This is a genomic window from Paeniglutamicibacter sp. (assembly GCF_046714615.1).
In the GTDB taxonomy this organism is placed as follows: Bacteria; Actinomycetota; Actinomycetes; order Actinomycetales; family Micrococcaceae; genus Paeniglutamicibacter.
On the sequence record NZ_JBKKAP010000181.1, the window covers coordinates 1 to 15,432 of the forward strand.

15 protein-coding genes and 1 pseudogene are annotated in these 15,432 nt (G+C 63.9%); 11 read left to right on the forward strand and 5 right to left on the reverse strand.

The window, feature by feature from the left end; translation table 11 throughout:
• A pseudogene (locus tag ACLQ7E_RS21105) lies at positions 1–217 on the reverse strand (serine hydroxymethyltransferase); the annotation flags it as partial.
• Positions 218–382: 165 nt separating this feature from the next.
• Here ACLQ7E_RS21105 and ACLQ7E_RS21110 point away from each other — a divergent pair.
• Positions 383–1,054 carry a GntR family transcriptional regulator gene (locus ACLQ7E_RS21110; RefSeq protein WP_411734545.1) on the forward strand — a complete coding sequence of 224 codons (672 nt, stop codon included), beginning with the start codon at positions 383–385 and terminating at the stop codon, positions 1,052–1,054.
• Positions 1,055–1,105: 51 nt separating this feature from the next.
• On the opposite strand, the gene ACLQ7E_RS21115 is transcribed toward ACLQ7E_RS21110, so the two are convergent.
• Complete coding sequence (locus tag ACLQ7E_RS21115) at positions 1,106–2,608, reverse strand: PucR family transcriptional regulator (protein WP_411734546.1); 1,503 nt, start codon at positions 2,606–2,608, stop codon at positions 1,106–1,108.
• Positions 2,609–2,782: 174 nt separating this feature from the next.
• Between ACLQ7E_RS21115 and ACLQ7E_RS21120 the strand changes: the two genes are divergently transcribed.
• The 7 genes from ACLQ7E_RS21120 (at position 2,783) to ACLQ7E_RS21150 (ending at position 10,255) form a co-directional block, all read left to right on the forward strand.
• Complete coding sequence (locus ACLQ7E_RS21120; protein WP_411734547.1) at positions 2,783–4,378, forward strand: purine-cytosine permease family protein; 1,596 nt, start codon at positions 2,783–2,785, stop codon at positions 4,376–4,378.
• A gap of 209 nt (positions 4,379–4,587) precedes the next feature.
• Complete coding sequence (locus tag ACLQ7E_RS21125) at positions 4,588–5,382, forward strand: creatininase (protein WP_411734548.1); 795 nt, start codon at positions 4,588–4,590, stop codon at positions 5,380–5,382.
• Between the two features lie 317 nt (positions 5,383–5,699).
• A complete protein-coding gene (locus tag ACLQ7E_RS21130; protein WP_411734549.1) occupies positions 5,700–7,046 on the forward strand; it encodes an MFS transporter in 1,347 nt (448 codons plus the stop codon).
• A 57-nt stretch (positions 7,047–7,103) separates the two neighbouring features.
• A complete protein-coding gene (locus tag ACLQ7E_RS21135; RefSeq protein WP_411734550.1) occupies positions 7,104–8,360 on the forward strand; it encodes an aminopeptidase P family protein in 1,257 nt (418 codons plus the stop codon).
• Between the two features lie 104 nt (positions 8,361–8,464).
• Positions 8,465–8,932 carry a nucleoside deaminase gene (locus ACLQ7E_RS21140; protein ID WP_411734551.1) on the forward strand — a complete coding sequence of 156 codons (468 nt, stop codon included), beginning with the start codon at positions 8,465–8,467 and terminating at the stop codon, positions 8,930–8,932.
• A gap of 82 nt (positions 8,933–9,014) precedes the next feature.
• Positions 9,015–9,809 carry an IclR family transcriptional regulator gene (locus ACLQ7E_RS21145; protein ID WP_411734552.1) on the forward strand — a complete coding sequence of 265 codons (795 nt, stop codon included), beginning with the start codon at positions 9,015–9,017 and terminating at the stop codon, positions 9,807–9,809.
• 35 nt (positions 9,810–9,844) lie between these two features.
• The gene (locus tag ACLQ7E_RS21150; protein WP_411734553.1) at positions 9,845–10,255 is read left to right on the forward strand and encodes a cupin domain-containing protein; all 411 of its coding nucleotides are present in this window, start codon (positions 9,845–9,847) and stop codon (positions 10,253–10,255) included.
• A gap of 4 nt (positions 10,256–10,259) precedes the next feature.
• On the opposite strand, the gene ACLQ7E_RS21155 is transcribed toward ACLQ7E_RS21150, so the two are convergent.
• Together ACLQ7E_RS21155 and ACLQ7E_RS21160 are read right to left on the reverse strand one after the other, a co-directional pair.
• Positions 10,260–11,072, reverse strand: a complete 813-nt coding sequence (locus tag ACLQ7E_RS21155) for an alpha/beta fold hydrolase (RefSeq protein WP_411734554.1) — start codon at positions 11,070–11,072, stop codon at positions 10,260–10,262.
• A gap of 57 nt (positions 11,073–11,129) precedes the next feature.
• Entirely contained in the window at positions 11,130–11,510 is a 381-nt protein-coding gene (locus ACLQ7E_RS21160; protein ID WP_411734555.1) for a MerR family transcriptional regulator, read from the reverse strand.
• A 56-nt stretch (positions 11,511–11,566) separates the two neighbouring features.
• Between ACLQ7E_RS21160 and ACLQ7E_RS21165 the strand changes: the two genes are divergently transcribed.
• Complete coding sequence (locus ACLQ7E_RS21165) at positions 11,567–12,760, forward strand: MFS transporter (protein WP_411734556.1); 1,194 nt, start codon at positions 11,567–11,569, stop codon at positions 12,758–12,760.
• A 117-nt stretch (positions 12,761–12,877) separates the two neighbouring features.
• On the forward strand, positions 12,878–14,554 hold the full coding sequence (locus tag ACLQ7E_RS21170; protein ID WP_411734557.1) for an FAD-binding dehydrogenase: 1,677 nt from the start codon (positions 12,878–12,880) through the stop codon (positions 14,552–14,554).
• A 69-nt stretch (positions 14,555–14,623) separates the two neighbouring features.
• On the opposite strand, the gene ACLQ7E_RS21175 is transcribed toward ACLQ7E_RS21170, so the two are convergent.
• Positions 14,624–14,836 carry a hypothetical protein gene (locus ACLQ7E_RS21175; protein WP_411734558.1) on the reverse strand — a complete coding sequence of 71 codons (213 nt, stop codon included), beginning with the start codon at positions 14,834–14,836 and terminating at the stop codon, positions 14,624–14,626.
• A gap of 45 nt (positions 14,837–14,881) precedes the next feature.
• On the opposite strand from ACLQ7E_RS21175, the gene ACLQ7E_RS21180 reads away from it, so the two are divergent.
• Positions 14,882–15,385 (forward strand): DUF2087 domain-containing protein, encoded by a 504-nt coding sequence (locus ACLQ7E_RS21180; protein ID WP_411734559.1) that lies wholly within the window; start codon positions 14,882–14,884, stop codon positions 15,383–15,385.
• The last annotated feature ends 47 nt before the right edge of the window (positions 15,386–15,432 follow it).

Consider the following 15,432-nt stretch of genomic DNA (forward strand, 5'->3'; position numbering starts at 1 on the left):
AGCGGCGTCCCGGGTAGCCCTCGGCGTACTTGTTGGTCAGCACCGAACCCTGCGCCTGCATCACCGCGAGGGCCGTGTGGTTCTCCGAGGCGATCATCTCCAGGCCGCGCTGCTGGCGGGCCAGCTCAGCGTCGATGCGCTCCGCGATCTCCGGATCCAGCGTGGCGATACTCTCGGTCAACGTCGACTCGACAAGCGTGGTGTTCAGGGCCGTCATCCAGCATTCACTCCTTGAAGTACAAGTTGTTGATGATTGATATATCAGAACTGGTTGCAATGCTATGATGGGGATCACACGCTGTCAATGGCCATCCCAAATAAGTCGTGAAGCCGATCGAACTACAGTGATTCCGTACCTCGGCAAAGTGAAGGAGACATCCGCATGAGTACCATCTCCGCAAGCCCGGAGGTTCTGGGCGTGCCCATATCTCTGGCCGAGCAGGCGTACCGCGACATCCGCGACCGCCTGATCATGCTCGACATCCGTCCCGGGGAACCGATCAATGACGGGCAGCTTGCCCTCGAGCTCGGCGTGGGGCGCACTCCCGTGCGCGAGGCCCTCAAGCGCCTGGAGATCGACCACCTGGTGGTTTCGTATCCGCGCCGGGGCACCTTTGCCACGATCGTGGACATCACCGAACTCGCCGACGTCTCCGAACTTCGCCGCTCCCTCGAGCCGCTGGCCGCTCGCAAGGCCGCGCTCAGCGCCTCTAGCGCCGACCGCGCAGCGCTGGGTGCGCTCGCCCGCGACATCAAACAACTGGGCGACCGGGACGTGGACAAGCGCGGATTGATGGAATACGACATGAGCGTGCATCGGCTGATCTACCGGGCCGCGGGAAACCCGCACCTCGAAGAGGCATTGATCCGCCTGGACAACCTGGCCACCCGCATCTGGTGCCTGGTGCTGGACAAGGTTCCGACGGTCGCCGGCCACATCGAAGAGCACGTCGACCTGCTTGAGGCCATCGTTGCCGGTGAGGCCGACAAGGCCGAGGCCATGGCACTGGAACACATCACCAGTTTCGAGCAGACGATCCGCGCGGTTCTGTAGGGCGGCAACGTTCGGTGCCACAGAGGAGAGATTCGACCTCCCGTACGGCCCCTACTTGCCGGCGGCCAGGTTTGACGTGGCCAACTTCGTGGCGAGATGAAGGGATGCGAGACGTGAAGTGCCGCGCGGATCGCCGCCGAGCAGCTCGAAGATCTTGTTCAGCCGCTTGTGCAAAGTTTGGCGTTCCATGAAAAGGGATGCGGCGGCGGCCGTGGAATTACACCCCGAGGATAGCCACGCATCCAAGGTCGCCACCAAGTCTCCGGCACGCATGCCGTCGTGGATGATCAGGTCCGAGAGGTTTTCCTGGACAAAGCGGTCCACCGACTTGCGCCCAAGCTCCCTGACGCACAGACGCTCAAGGACCACATCCTCACAGTCGCGCAACCCGCCGGAGTCCGGCATGGGCAGGGCCAGACGCTCGGTCAGGAACGCCTCCTGCAGCGACCACGACCCGTGCGTGGCGTCAGTGACCCACGGGCCCATGACGCCCTGGACGGAAACCGCACCGATTTCCCCGCGCAATCCCCTGAGGATTTTCAGTCTTTCCTGTTTCGGCGAGCTGCCACTGAGTGGGATGAGCCCATAGAGATAGTCGGCATCGAGGTACGTTTTGATGTCCAGGCTGTTGCGACGCAGGATTCGCTCCAAGGTGCTGCGCATCCGGCCCAGCTCGACGCCGCGGAAAATGACCACGGCCACCGGCACGCTTACCTCAAGCCCGACCCGGGTGCACAGGTCCCTGATCTCGCCGGCGCCCGAATTGCGGATGATGGCCTGCATCAGTGCCGAGTCGGCGATTTGCGAGCGCGTGGGCCGGTGATGCTGGGAGAGAGCCAACGCCAGGATGCTTCCCAGCCGCTCGGCAACCGTGGTCAACAGGTCGTGTTCGGACGCTTGCCGGCTTTCCAGATGCAGTCTGGCGCCTACAACGTCGCTGACAAAGATGTCGGAGACGATCTCCATCCCGATCTCCGCTTCGGGGATGGCGTGGCTGCTGGCCAGAATGATGCCGCCAAGATCCACCAGGAGCGCGTTCACGTCCAGGTCCTCCGCGATCAGCGCAATCAAGGGAGGCAGATTGGGGCCGGACGTGGCGATCTGGTGCGCAAGGCGCTGCGAGACCTCGTCGGCGCGCTGAAGTGCCATGGCCTGCGCGGAGACGATGCCGCGGTTGATGGTTTCGGCCAGCTCGACAAACGGCACGGTGGCGCGCAATTCGATCAGGGGCAGCCCGGCGGCCTCGGCCGCCTCGATGAGTTCCGGGGAGAGGCTCTTGTTCAGTCCGGCGGTCTCAATGGCAAGCGCCGCGACCTTCCGCTCGGCGAGGCTCTGGATGTATTGAACCTGGGCCTCGGGACGCAGCGCCAAGAGCGTCTGGCCGCCGCTGAGCAAAAGTTCCTCGCCCCGTAACAATGGCGCGATCTCGAGGACCTCGCTCGAGTGCACCCAGCGCACCCCGTTGTGCGGGACCTGGTCGGCGCCGGCGACGACGCGCGGACGTGCCTTGGCGAAGAGTGGACTGGCCAGAACGTCCTCGAGGCGGAGCAGCATGTACGGATCCTTGCGGGGGAAAAGGGCGGCTGGCCGGAGGAAAAGCCAGTAGGTGACACTTTGTCACCGGGATCGAACAAAAAATATACAGTTTGAGTGTACTGGGTGGCGCACATCACTCCTACGCTGGTGCATAAGTTCTTTTCGAACCACCGCAGTCGAGAGAGTGAACCAATGAGTAGAGATGTTGCCAGTTCATCTGAAAGCGTGACCCATGAGGTCGAGGACTCCCTTCAGCCGATTCCCGAATCCGCCAGGACCACCAAGCTTTCCGGGCAGTTCTGGATCTGGGCAGGGGCCAACGTTGCCCCCATCAACTGGATCCTCGGTGCCCTGGGTATCCACCTGGGCCTTGGCCTTGCCGATACCCTGACCGTCCTGATTGCCGGAAACGTCATCGGCATGCTGGGCTTCGGTTTCTTCGTCATCCTGGGGCAGAAGACCGGGGCCACCGGCATGCTGCTGGCCCGCGGCGCCTTTGGCCGCCGGGGAGCCTACCTGCCGGCCGCCATCCAGGCAGTCATTGCCATTGGCTGGTCCGCGGTCAACACGTGGGTCATCCTCGATTTGATCATGGCGTTGTTCGGAATGATCGGCTGGGTTGATCCCACGGCGAGCAACATGCTCTGGCGCATCTCCACCGCCGCGGTCATCATGGCCATCCAGGTAGCCATCTGCTACCGCGGATACAAGGCCATTGCGCGCTTCGAGCGCATCACCATGCCGCCGACCATCATCGTGCTGATCGCCATGTCGATCCTCGCCTGGACGCAGCTGGACATCGACTGGACCTACCAGGGCCCGGTCGGCGAGGTGCTCACCGGCATGCCGCGCATTGCGGCAATGTCCTCGATCATGACCGCCATCGGCATCGGCTGGGGCATCGGCTGGTTCACCTACGCACCGGACTACTCCCGCTTTGTGTCCAAGCGCATCAAGACGCACAAGCTCTACATCGTCAGTGTCCTCGGCCAGTTCCTCCCTGTCGTTTGGCTCGGGATCCTGGGCGCCAGCCTCGCCACCAAGAACGGCACCGCCGACCCCGGCCAGCTGATCGTCGAGTCCTTCGGTACGCTGTCGATTCCGGTGATCCTGCTGGTCATCCACGGGCCGATCGCCACCAACATCATCAATATGTACACCTTCGGTGTTGCCACACAGGCCCTTGATATCAATATTTCCCGCAAGAAGCTCTCCATCATGGTCGGCTTCCTGTCCATGGGCGCGGTCATTGCGTTCCTCTTCGCCCATGACTTCGCGGAGGTCCTGCACAACTGGATCATTGCCATCGCGGCCTGGGTGGCCACCTGGGGTGGCATCATGGCGGTCCACTACTTCGTCTTCGAACGCCGCCACAAGGACTTCTCCTACCTGTTCCTTGACCCGAAGTCGAGCAAGCTCAAGTCGTTCAACCCCTCGGCATTCATTGCCTTCGCCGGTGGCATCTTCATGACCTGGATGTGCATGTACGGTTCGATTCCGGCGCTCCAGGGCCCGATCGCCACCGCTGTGGGCGGCATCGACTTCTCGTGGCTGGCGGGAACCGCCACCAGCGCGGGACTGTACTACGCACTGGGCCTCAGCCGCTTCAAGTCCCGCATCGAACAGGGGGTACCGCTGGGCCTGAAGATTGATTGCTCGGACGCGGAGTTCATCCGCCAACATGGCAGCGCCGAGTTCCTGCTCGCCGAGCAGCGGGTTGACGATGTGGCTCCGACCGCGGAGGCGTCCACCGATGCCGCGTCCGCAAAGCACAAGATCGGCCAGTAGCACCTATGTAGGCCAGCGGGTCCCGTGGCGGATTAATTCGCCACGGGACCCGCGCCCATATGCCGTGGACAAGTCCGATCACCGCGATGATCGATGCATTCGCGGTGCCTTGATTGCAGTTTCTTCTTTACCTTTTCCCATCAGTCGCATGGCGCGCGAGGCGAACCCATGACAAGTCGTCGCGCACCAACACCACAAGGAGCATCTCGATGCAGTCGGTTTTTCTGGAAGATATCGATGCGGAAACCTACGCCGCCCATGTAGCCCAGCCCCATGCAACGGTCATCATCCCCACCGGCGCCACCGAGCAACACGGTCCGCACATGCCACTGGGCGTCGACGCGATGCTTTCGCGTGCCATTGCCGGGGTGGTGGCCACTAGGCTTGGCGCTCTGGTTGCGCCGACATTTTCCTATGGATACAAGTCGCAGCCACGCTCCGGCGGCGGCAACCACCGGGTCGGGACCACGAGCCTGAGCGGTTCGACGCTCACCGGCCAGGTCGAGGACGTTGCCCGGTCCTTTATCGGGCAGGGATTCACCAGGGTCGTCATCCTCAATGGCCACTTTGAAAACTACCAATTCATCTACGAGGGCCTGGAAATCGCGGTGGGCCGTGCGCGGGAAACGGGACTCGACGCACGGGCCATGCTGCTTTCCTACTGGGACTTCGTCGATGAGGAAACCCTGGGGAAGGTCTTCCCCGACGGTTTCCTGGGCTGGGACATCGAGCACGGAGGGGTGCTGGAAACCTCCCTCATGCTGCTGCTGCATCCGGAAAAGGTCGACATGTCCCGCGCCGTCAACCACCCGCCGGCGCAGTTGAAGCCCTACGACATCTTCCCCGAGGACCCGGCGCGCACTCCGGCAAGCGGATGCCTGTCCTCGCCGTTCGGCGCCAGCGCCGAACGCGGAAAGTTGCTCCTGGATGCCGTGACCAACGGCGTGGCCCTGGCCGTTGAGGCAGAGTACTCGTTGCCCGTGGACGCCCTGGCGGTGAAGTAGCGGCAACCGTGGGAGGCGCACCCGGCCTCGGGATTCGAGGACGGAGGCTGTCCGCGAGAGCGATGCTCGCATAGGGCCTGTGGGCAGCGAGCGAGAGTGTGTTTGGGCGCCTGGGCAACCGGGCGCCCAAACTTTTTAACTCCAAAGGCGACGAATATGAAACAGGTCAGAGCCGACCCTTGACAGTGACAAGGGACACAAATACAGTGAGTGCAACAGCGTTGCATTGAATGCAACTCCATAAACTTTCTGGTGGTTCCCAAATGATTCAGCGCAAAAACTCCGCGGACGGCAATGACGCCAACGCGCGTTCTGCAATGAGCACGCTAACCAATGTCCCGGCATCCAATCTCGGTCCCACACTCAGCGGCCAGGAGCGTCCGGACCCGGCAGGGATCGGCAAGAAGACCCGCACCAAGGTCGTGGCGGCCAGCTTCATCGGCAACTTCGTGGAATGGTTCGACTACGCCGTATACGGCTACCTGGCGGTGACCATCACGGCGGTCTTCTTCCCCGACTCCGACCCGGCGACCGGCTTGATGCTCACCTTCGCACTTTTCGCGATCTCGTTCCTGGTCCGCCCCCTGGGTGGATTCGTTTGGGGCCACCTGGGCGACAAGATCGGACGGCGCGAGGCGCTCTCGTGGTCCATCCTGATCATGTCCGCCGCAACCTTCTGCATCGCCTTGATCCCGTCCTACAACACCATCGGCATCTGGGCCCCGATCCTGTTGCTGATCATCCGCGTGGTTCAGGGGTTCTCCGCCTCCGGCGAATACGCGGGAGCCTCCGCCTTCCTGGTGGAATACGCGCCGGCCAACCGTCGCGGCCTCTACGCAGCCGTCGTTCCGGCCAGCACGGCCGCGGGCCTACTGCTCGGCTCGCTGTTGGCTGCGCTGCTGACGGGCATGCTGGAACCTGAGCAGATGCAGTCCTGGGGCTGGCGACTGCCGTTCCTCCTGGCGGCACCCATGGGCCTGATCGGACGCTACATCCGCACCAAGCTCGAGGACTCACCGATCTTCAAGGAGCTGGCCAAGGAAGACAATGCCGTGAAGGCCCCGGTCAGCTCGCTGTTCAAGAACCACTGGCGCCAGCTCATCCAGGCCGTCGGTGCGGTGCTGCTGAACGCCGTGGGTTTCTACCTCATCCTCAGTTACATGCCCACGCACTTGTCCCAAAACATCGGGCTCAGTGAAACCGCATCCTATGTGGCCACCACCGTGGCTCTGACGACGTACATCGGTTTCATCTTCGTGGTCGGAATGCTCTCTGACCGCTTCGGGCGCAAGAAGGTCCTGATGAGCGCCTCGATCCTCTTCGTGGTGCTGACGGTGCCTGCATTCATGCTGCTGGAAACCGGCAACTTCCTCATCGTCGTCCTGGTGCAGATCCTGCTCGGCGCGATGCTCAGCCTCAACGACGGAACGCTGCCCAGCTACCTGGCCGAAATGTTCCCCACCCGGGTCCGCTACTCCGGATTCGCCGTGAGCTTCAACCTATCCAATGCGCTCTTCGGCGGTACCGCGCCCTTCGTGGCGACCGTCTTGATCGCCTCCTCCGGTACCGACCTGGCCCCCGGCTGGTACCTCATGGGTGCGGCCGTCATCTCCCTGGTCGCTGTCGCCTTCTCGGTCGAGACCAGCAAAAAACCGCTGGCCTAGCCCCCCCAATCTTCTTCCCCCAAGACAACACAACACATAAAAACAAAAGGAGTCACCATGACCATTGCACCGGCCAACGCAACCAATGTTTCCGAGCTCGAGCGCCTGAAGACCCTGCACAACGGCACCAAGCAGAAGCTGACGTTCTCGGATGCAGAGTTTGAGCGCCGCCTCGGTGGCCTGCGCCAGATCATGGCCGCCAAGGAGCTCGACGCGGTTATCCTGACCAGCTACCACGGCATCAAGTACTACTCCGACTTCCTGTACACCACCTTCGGCCGCAACTACGCCCTGGTCGTCACCGCCAACGAGTCGGTCACGATCACCGCCAACATCGACGCCGGCATGCCCTGGCGCACCAGCTACGGCGACAACATCGTCTACACCGACTGGCAGCGCGACAACTTCTACTTCGGCCTGCAGGAAGCACTGCGCCGCGGCGGCGTGAAGGCAACGCGCCTGGGTGTCGAGGACGACGCCCTGCCGACCATGACCCGCCAGCGCATCCAGGACACCTTCCAGGGAGCGACCCTGGTGGACGTCTCGCAGGACGCCATGCGCCAGCGCATGATCAAGTCCGCCGAGGAAATCGAGGTCATCAAGCACGGTGCACGCATCGGCGACCTCGGCGGCGAGGCCATCAAGGCAGCCATCCGCGAGGGCATCACCGAGTACGAGGTAGCCCTGATCGGCACCGAAGCCATGGTCCACGAGATCGCCAAGACCTTCCCCGACCGAGAAGTGCGTGACACCTGGGTCTGGTTCCAGTCGGGCATCAACACCGATGGCGCCCACAACTGGGCCACCACCCGCAAGCTGCAGCGCGGGGACATCCTCTCGCTGAACTGCTTCCCGATGACCAGCGGCTACTACACCGCCCTGGAACGCACGCTGTTCCTCGGCGAGCCGGACGCACGTTCGCTGGAACTGTGGAACGTCAACGTCGAGGTGCACAAGCGCGGCCTGGAGCTCATCAAGCCGGGCGCGGTCTGCAAGGACATTGCCGCGGAGCTCAATGAGATCTTCATTTCCCACGGACTGCTGCCCAACCGCACCTTCGGCTACGGACACTCCTTCGGCGTCCTGTCGCACTACTACGGCCGCGAGGCCGGCCTGGAGCTGCGCGAGGACATCGACACGGTGCTCGAGCCGGGCATGGTCGTCTCCATGGAACCGATGATCACCGTCCTTGACGGCCAGCCGGGTGCCGGCGGCTACCGCGAACACGACATCCTGGTCATTGGCGAGGACAACAGCGTCGAGAACATCACCAAGTTCGGCTTCGGTCCGGAAAACAACATCATCCCCTGCTAGGACGCAGCTGACATGATGGTTGGGTGGCCTGCGCCGAACGCACGCCACCCAACCATTCGGCGTTAACGCAGCACCCACGCCATGCAAAGGAAGCCACCGAAGCCATGAGCCACACGAGCCTGAACGAATTCGACCGCGCCGGCTATGCGAGCGCGCTGGAGCATGCACGCCTGGGCGCCGCGGAGGGCGGGGTGCCCATCGGCTCCAGCCTGTTTGCCGACGGGACCAAGATCGGCGCAGGCCACAACCGCCGCGTGCAAAAGGGAGACCCCACCGCACACGGGGAAATCGATGCCCTGCGCAATGCCGGGCGGCGTGCCTCCTACGCCGCGACCACCCTGTACTCCACGCTGGCGCCCTGCGCCCTGTGCTCCGGGGCCATCATCCAGTTCGGCATCCCGCGCGTGGTTGTCGGGGAAAGCCGCAATTTCCCCGGCGAGCTCGAGCTGCTGCGGGCCCGCGGCGTCGAGGTCATCGTCATCGACGATCCGCAGGCCACCGAACTCATGGCGGACTTCATCAGCCAACACCCGCGCCTGTGGAACGAGGACATCGGCGTCGACGGGAACTGAGCGGCGCCCGGCGAAAGCCACGGCGCGGTACCGTACAACTGTGAACGCACCAACCAGCACACCACCCACCGGAGGAATCCCCATGGTTGCCCAAGCGGCCGAAACCCCCACCGCGGAACCGCGCGGCGCCTCGGTCATCGTCAACGTCATCGACGTGTTGCGCTGCTTCACCGTCGAGCACCCGGTGCTGGGCGTCACGGAAATCGCCGCGCAGGTGGGACTCCACAAATCCAGCATCTCCCGGATCCTGGCCACGCTGGAGCAGGAACGCATCGTGGCCCGCGACGAGGCCACCCGGAAGTACTCGCTGGGGCTCGGGCTCATCGCTGTCGCCGGTCCGCTGCTGGCCAACATCGATGTGCGGCGGGTGTCCTACCCCTTCCTTGAGGAGCTCGCCCGGGACACCGGGGAAACCGCGGTGCTGACCATCTGGGACGGCGTCGAATCCGTCTCGGTCGAGCAGATCCCCAGCATCCACCAGGTCAAGCACACCTCGGCCATGGGCAGCCGGTACAACACCGCGCTCAGCGCCTCGGTCCAGGTCTTCCTGGCCCACGAGGAACCGGCCCGCGCCGCGAACCTCCTGGAATCCGGCTCCGTGGTGCTGCCCGAGAACACCGTCGGCGCCCGCGCTGCCTACCTCCAGCGCCTGGAGGCGGTGCGGGAAAAGGGCTACGCGGCCAACCACGGGGAAACCTCGCCCGACGAGGTCGGTGTGGCCGCTCCCATCTTCGACCACCGCGGCGCCGTGGTGGCAAGTGCCATGATCGCCGCCCCGTACTACCGCATTTCGAAGGAACAACTGGGCGAACTCGGCGCCGCCTGCGTGCGGGCTGCCCGGCAAATCAGCATACGCCTGGGTGCATCGCCGCTCTAGAAGGGCGGCGCAACAAACGGAAAAGGGGGACACACATGTTTGAACCACGTGGCGCACACACCTTTGACTACTCGCTGCACGAGGGCACCGACACCCGCATGCAATTCCATTTCGTCGACGAGATGCGGATGCCCGTCGCGATCCAGACGTGGGAACTTGGACCCGGCGGGCACGAGGGCATGCACACCCACCACCGCCAGGACATGGACCTGGAAGAGTTCTACCTGGTGCTCGAGGGCACGGCGTCGATGCGCGTGGGCCTGGAGCACCACGAACTGCAGGCAGGGGACAGCGTCCTGGCCCCGGCAGGGGTGGAACACGACCTGCGCAATACCGGGGACGGCACCCTGCGCGTCCTGGTGGTGTGGGGCGAGGAAGGGCACAAGGACTTCTCGGCCTTCGGTTCGGTCGCCAAGGCAAGGGCGACACGAACCGGCGCGCAATGAGGGATCAGCGCGCGGCACCGAAATCGTTAGGTTGCGAAGTTTCAATCCGCTCGAGCCACAGGCCCAGCAGTTCTCCGGTGCGCTCCGGCTGGTCAAGATGTGCGTTGTGGCCGGCATGATCGAGGATCGCCAGCTCGCAAACCGGGTACCGCCCCGCCAGTGCGGCTTGGTCCTTGAAGCCCACCACGTGGTCCTGGCGTCCGGCAATGACCAAGGTGGGGCCGGTGAATACTGGCGCGCGGTCCTCCGGCTCGACGGCCAGCGCGTAGCGTCCCGCAATCCTGCCGATCGCCGAGCGGTCAAAGACCCGCAACCCCGGAAGCACCGAGTCGCGGAATCGTGCCCAGTTCCCCGGAGACTGGATGACTGCCATGTTCGCGTAGGCTTTTGCGTCCTCGGGGTCCAGTGTCGCCAGGAGGCTCGGGTCGGCGTGCAACACTGTTTGCGGCGGCAGGACCCTGCGTCCGTGCTCCGCCGCGGCCACCGGACAAAGCAGGGCAAGTCCAAGGACCTGGTCGCCGAATTCGGACGCCAGGTGGCGCGCAATCATTCCGCCAAACGAATTGCCGAGTATCGCGAATCGCTCGTTTCCGAAGGTCTTGCGCGCGAAGGACGCGACCGCGTCGGCGACATCGTCGGAGCTCCGGATACCGGGTCCGGCAACGGACCTGCCCATTCCCGGCAGGTCGATGTAGACCCGTCGCCACGCCCCGCGCGCGGCAAACACGGGATCGAGCCCCAGCAGCAGGCGATGATCCACGCAGAATCCGTGGATCAGCAAAAGCGGGATCCCGGAGCCATGTTCAACGAAGTGCACGAGTGAAGGCTAACAGCCGGCGCGGTTCCTCCTTGTCCCGAGCGGTGAACCCTGCGACTATTTCCCTCGAAACACGACGTCAATGTAGCGGTCGATCGCGTCCCGGTTGCTGGTCAGGCAAGAGATGCGTTCGTCCATCCTCTCCCGTTCGCGTTCCAGGACTGCCAGTAGCTCCGGGGTCGCATCCTCGGGGTGGATCTGGGCATTCGTGCCGATGCAGGGCAGCACCTGCTTGATGATTTTTGTTGGCAGCCCGCTATCCAGCAGCCCCCGGATCTGGAGAACCCGGTCCACCAAGTATTCGTCGTAATCCCGGTACCCGTTGGGAAGCCGGCGGGGCACGAGAAGTTCTTGTTCCTCGTAGTAGCGCAATGAGCGCGTGGGCGTGTCAGTCAGTTCTGCCAGCTCTCCGATGCGCATGTGATCAATGCCCCTCATGTTTGGTCGAATCCGAATTGACCTTAACACTAATGTTAATCCTCCACGATGGGTGCATGATCGAAACAACGCACACATCAAACGAAGCGCCCGGTACCAGACGGCTGCCGCTTGGCGGCCTGCTTGCACTCGCTGCGGCGGGCTTCATCACCATCCTGCTCGAAACGCTGCCGGCCGGGATACTTCCGGCCATGGGCCGGGATCTCGGCGTCACGGAATCGGCCGTTGGCCAAACGGTGACGCTGTTTGCGCTTGGTTCAATCGCCGGTGCCATTCCGATCATCAGCGCGACCATGAGCTGGCCACGCCGTCGGCTGCTGGTCATCGCGATCGCCGGCTATGTCGTCACCACACTGCTCACCGCAGTGTCGGAAAACTTCTCCTTCACGCTTGCGATCCGTTTCCTTGCCGGCATTTTTGCCGGTGTCCTGTGGGGCATGCTGGCCGCATACGCCCAACGCATGGTGGCCCCCGGGCACGAGGGTCGGGCCATCACCATTGCGTTGGCGGGCACGCCCGTCGCGTTGTCTGTCGGAACCCCGGCGGGAACCTTTCTGGCGGAACTTATTGGCTGGCGATCCACCTTTGGTGTGTTGTCGGTGCTTTCCGCACTTCTGATCATTTGGATACTCGTTGCCGTCCCGAATTTTGCCGGACAGCAGAAGGGGCAGCGAACGTCAGTCGGCCGGGTCTTCTCCATTCCAGGGGTCCTGCCCATCATCGTTGTAACTTTTCTCTACGTGATGGCCCACAACGTCCTGTATACCTACATCGCATCGTTTCTTGCCCCGCTGGGCCTCGGCAACAGTGTCAGCGCCGTGCTGCTGGTCTTTGGCGCCGCGTCCCTTTCCAGTATCTGGATCACCGGCGTCTTCATCGACCGGATGCTGCGGCTCCTCCTGACTGCCAGCTGCGCACTTTTCGGTGTTGCCGTCCTTGCGCTCGGTCTATTCGGCAGCCAGCCTGCTGCGGTCTTCGTCGGTGCTGCATTGTGGGGGCTTGCCTTCGGGGGTGCGGCAAGCCTGTTGCAGGTCTCGGCGGTAAAGGCGGCCGGGGCGGCCGCCGACCTGGTCCAGCCCATCATGGTGACAAGCTGGAACATTGGCATTGCAGGTGGAGGGATCCTCGGTGGGCTTCTGCTTGGGGGCGGAAGTGGAGGGGCAGGCACCTTGCCGTGGGCAACCTTCGTCCTGGTCCTGGCTGCACTCATGGTCATGGCCTTCGCCGGACGCCGGAATCAATCGGCCTGATACGGCGGGCCGAATGCCCGGCAACCCAGCCCATGAAAGCGGTCCCCACGGCCGGGGACGCCCCCCGCTGCGGTGTCACGGGTGTGGCCCGCGCCACTTCGGCGCTAGTGTGGGTCCATGTCGAACATCCCGCATTCGAAACACTTCGATGTCATCGTCGTCGGTGCCGGCCTGGCCGGTCTGGTGGCAGCCACCGAGGCCGCCGCGGCCGGGGCGCGCGTGCTGCTGCTGGACCAGGAACCCGAGGCGAACCTTGGCGGGCAGGCCCATTGGAGTTTCGGCGGGATCTTCCTGGTCGACTCGCCGGAACAGCGGCGGCTGGGCGTCAGGGACTCCGAAGAGCTAGCCCTGCGGGACTGGGCCAACACCGCGGGCTTCGACCGCGACGAGGATGACTGGGCCCGCAAGTGGTCCCGTGCCTATGTCCAATGGGCGGCCGGCGGCAAGCGAGAATGGCTGCACGAACGAGGCATCCGCTTCTTCCCCGTGGTCGGGTGGGCCGAACGCGGCGGGGCGGGGGCGCAGGGTCCGGGAAACTCGGTGCCGCGCTTCCACATCACCTGGGGGACCGGTCCCGGGTTGTTGGAACCCTTCATCCTGGCCGCCCGCACCGCAGAGGCGAAGGGGCAGCTGACCATGCTCTGGCGTCACCAACTTGACGAATTGGTCACCGACAACGGTGCAGTCACCGGGGTGCGAGGCACGGTGCTTGCGGATGATCCGGCACCGCGCGGGGTTGCAACCAACCGCACCAAGGCCGGGGATTTCGAATACTTTGCTCCATCGGTCATCGTTGCCACCGGCGGCATCGGAGGGAACCTTTCCAAGGTGCGCGCCGCGTGGCCGAAACGCCTGGGAACACCGCCGCAGGACATGGTCTCCGGAGTGCCCGCCCACGTGGACGGGCGCGGCCTGGATATCGCCCGGCGGGCAGGTGCCCGGTTGGTCAACGGGGATCGGATGTGGCACTACACGGAGGGAATCGCCAACTGGAACCCGGTATGGGAGCGCCACGGAATCCGCATCCTGCCCGGGCCCAGTTCCCTGTGGCTGGATGCCACCGGGAAGCGGCTGCCCGACCCGCTGTGGCCCGGCTTCGACACGCTGGGGACCCTCGAGCACCTGCGCGCCACCGGGCACGATTACAGCTGGTTCATCCTGAACAAGCGCATCATCGGCAAGGAGTTCGCGCTCTCCGGTTCCGAACAAAACCCCGACCTCACCGGCAAGGACATCCGCGCGGTGCTGGCACGGGCGCGCGTGGACGTCCCCGGCCCGGTCCAGGATTTCCTTGACCACGGCGAAGACTTCCTTCAGGCGTCCACGATCGATGAACTGGTGGCCAAGATGAACCGGCTTGCCGGCTCCGACCTCCTGGACCCGGCCCTGGTCGCCGGGGTCCTCGCGGCCAGGGACTCGGCTGTCGCGAACCGCTTTGGCAAGGACGGGCAAATCTCGGCCATCACCTCCGCCCGGAACTACCTGGGCGACAAACTGGTGCGAAGCGTCAAGCCGCACCGGCTCACGGACCCGAAGGCCGGCCCGCTGATTGCGGTGCGGTTGAGGATCCTGACGCGCAAGTCGCTGGGCGGAATCCAGACCGACCTGGATTCGCGGGTGCTGGACGCCGGAGGGAACCCGGTCTCGGGACTGTATGCGGTCGGTGAGGCGGCGGGTTTCGGTGGCGGGGGCATCCACGGCTACCGGGCGCTCGAAGGCACGTTTCTGGGCGGCTGCCTCTTTAGCGGCAGGGCGGCCGGTCGGCATGCCGGCGCGGCCGGGAAGCGGACATAGGGTGAGCCACCAACGTCCCGTTTCCCTATTAGGGTGCGGGAAATTCGTGGCTCGGTCGGGTGGGTTCGGTCAGTGCGTGAAGTGGTACACCGTGCCAAAAAGCACTGCCGAGAGGCTGAAAGCGATACCGATCATCATCGGTTCCCAAGCCCCTTGGGCAGCAAACAAAAAGATGGCGAATATTATAAACAACAACGCCGCCAGGATTCCGCCAAGGATGATTGATCCACCACCGTGGTGGTGCACGGCAGTCTTCACATTTCGATGAAATAGGGTAGCCATATCCTCAGGGTAAGCCGAAAAACAAGGAAAAACGAGGGATGGACCATGAAGGATCCAGTACAGGAATCCGCGGGGGACTGGCGCCAGGTTTTTGGTGCCTTAGCCAATGAGGAAACCCGCCGCTACTACGCCCAGCAGGTCCTGGGAGTGGACAGCGACCTGCTGCCCAATCGCCAGGCAAAGGCGCAGCAGAACCTCGCCAACGCCGGCCTGCTCGACGGGCAGGGCCAGGTTGACGATTTGGTCTTTGCCCGACTCCTGGCCGCCGGCGCACGTCGGGAACCGCAGACGGGGAACGAGCGCTTCTTCGACGATGCGGGCCGCATCGACCGCTATCCCAGGAAGCATGAGGAGCGCCTGGGCTTGTTGCGCGTGGTTGCCGCCAAGGTCCTGCGGCACGGACAGCGGCTTACCGAGGCGGAGCTGACCTCGAAGCTGGAGAAGTTCACCGACGATCCGGTGCTCCTGCGCCGCTATCTTGTCGACTATGGGATGTTGCTGCGCCAGCCGGACGGGTCGGCGTATCGACTGGCGGACGGCTCGGACTAAGCAGCCAATTGTGCCCAACCCTCCCAAGGGAGTAATTTCTTAGGTGA

Excerpts from the sequence above, each read along its gene's own strand:
- ACLQ7E_RS21160 (WP_411734555.1), bottom strand. The coding sequence starts at position 11,510 with ATGAGGGGCATTGATCACATGCGCATCGGAGAGCTGGCAGAACTGACT.
- ACLQ7E_RS21125 (WP_411734548.1), top strand. The coding sequence starts at position 4,588 with ATGCAGTCGGTTTTTCTGGAAGATATCGATGCGGAAACCTACGCCGCC.
- ACLQ7E_RS21165 (WP_411734556.1), top strand. The coding sequence starts at position 11,567 with ATGATCGAAACAACGCACACATCAAACGAAGCGCCCGGTACCAGACGG.
- ACLQ7E_RS21180 (WP_411734559.1), top strand. The coding sequence starts at position 14,882 with ATGAAGGATCCAGTACAGGAATCCGCGGGGGACTGGCGCCAGGTTTTT.
- ACLQ7E_RS21140 (WP_411734551.1), top strand. The coding sequence starts at position 8,465 with ATGAGCCACACGAGCCTGAACGAATTCGACCGCGCCGGCTATGCGAGC.
- ACLQ7E_RS21110 (WP_411734545.1), top strand. The coding sequence starts at position 383 with ATGAGTACCATCTCCGCAAGCCCGGAGGTTCTGGGCGTGCCCATATCT.
- ACLQ7E_RS21115 (WP_411734546.1), bottom strand. The coding sequence starts at position 2,608 with ATGCTGCTCCGCCTCGAGGACGTTCTGGCCAGTCCACTCTTCGCCAAG.
- ACLQ7E_RS21145 (WP_411734552.1), top strand. The coding sequence starts at position 9,015 with ATGGTTGCCCAAGCGGCCGAAACCCCCACCGCGGAACCGCGCGGCGCC.
- ACLQ7E_RS21130 (WP_411734549.1), top strand. The coding sequence starts at position 5,700 with ATGAGCACGCTAACCAATGTCCCGGCATCCAATCTCGGTCCCACACTC.
- ACLQ7E_RS21150 (WP_411734553.1), top strand. The coding sequence starts at position 9,845 with ATGTTTGAACCACGTGGCGCACACACCTTTGACTACTCGCTGCACGAG.
- ACLQ7E_RS21170 (WP_411734557.1), top strand. The coding sequence starts at position 12,878 with ATGTCGAACATCCCGCATTCGAAACACTTCGATGTCATCGTCGTCGGT.
- ACLQ7E_RS21120 (WP_411734547.1), top strand. The coding sequence starts at position 2,783 with ATGAGTAGAGATGTTGCCAGTTCATCTGAAAGCGTGACCCATGAGGTC.
- ACLQ7E_RS21175 (WP_411734558.1), bottom strand. The coding sequence starts at position 14,836 with ATGGCTACCCTATTTCATCGAAATGTGAAGACTGCCGTGCACCACCAC.
- ACLQ7E_RS21135 (WP_411734550.1), top strand. The coding sequence starts at position 7,104 with ATGACCATTGCACCGGCCAACGCAACCAATGTTTCCGAGCTCGAGCGC.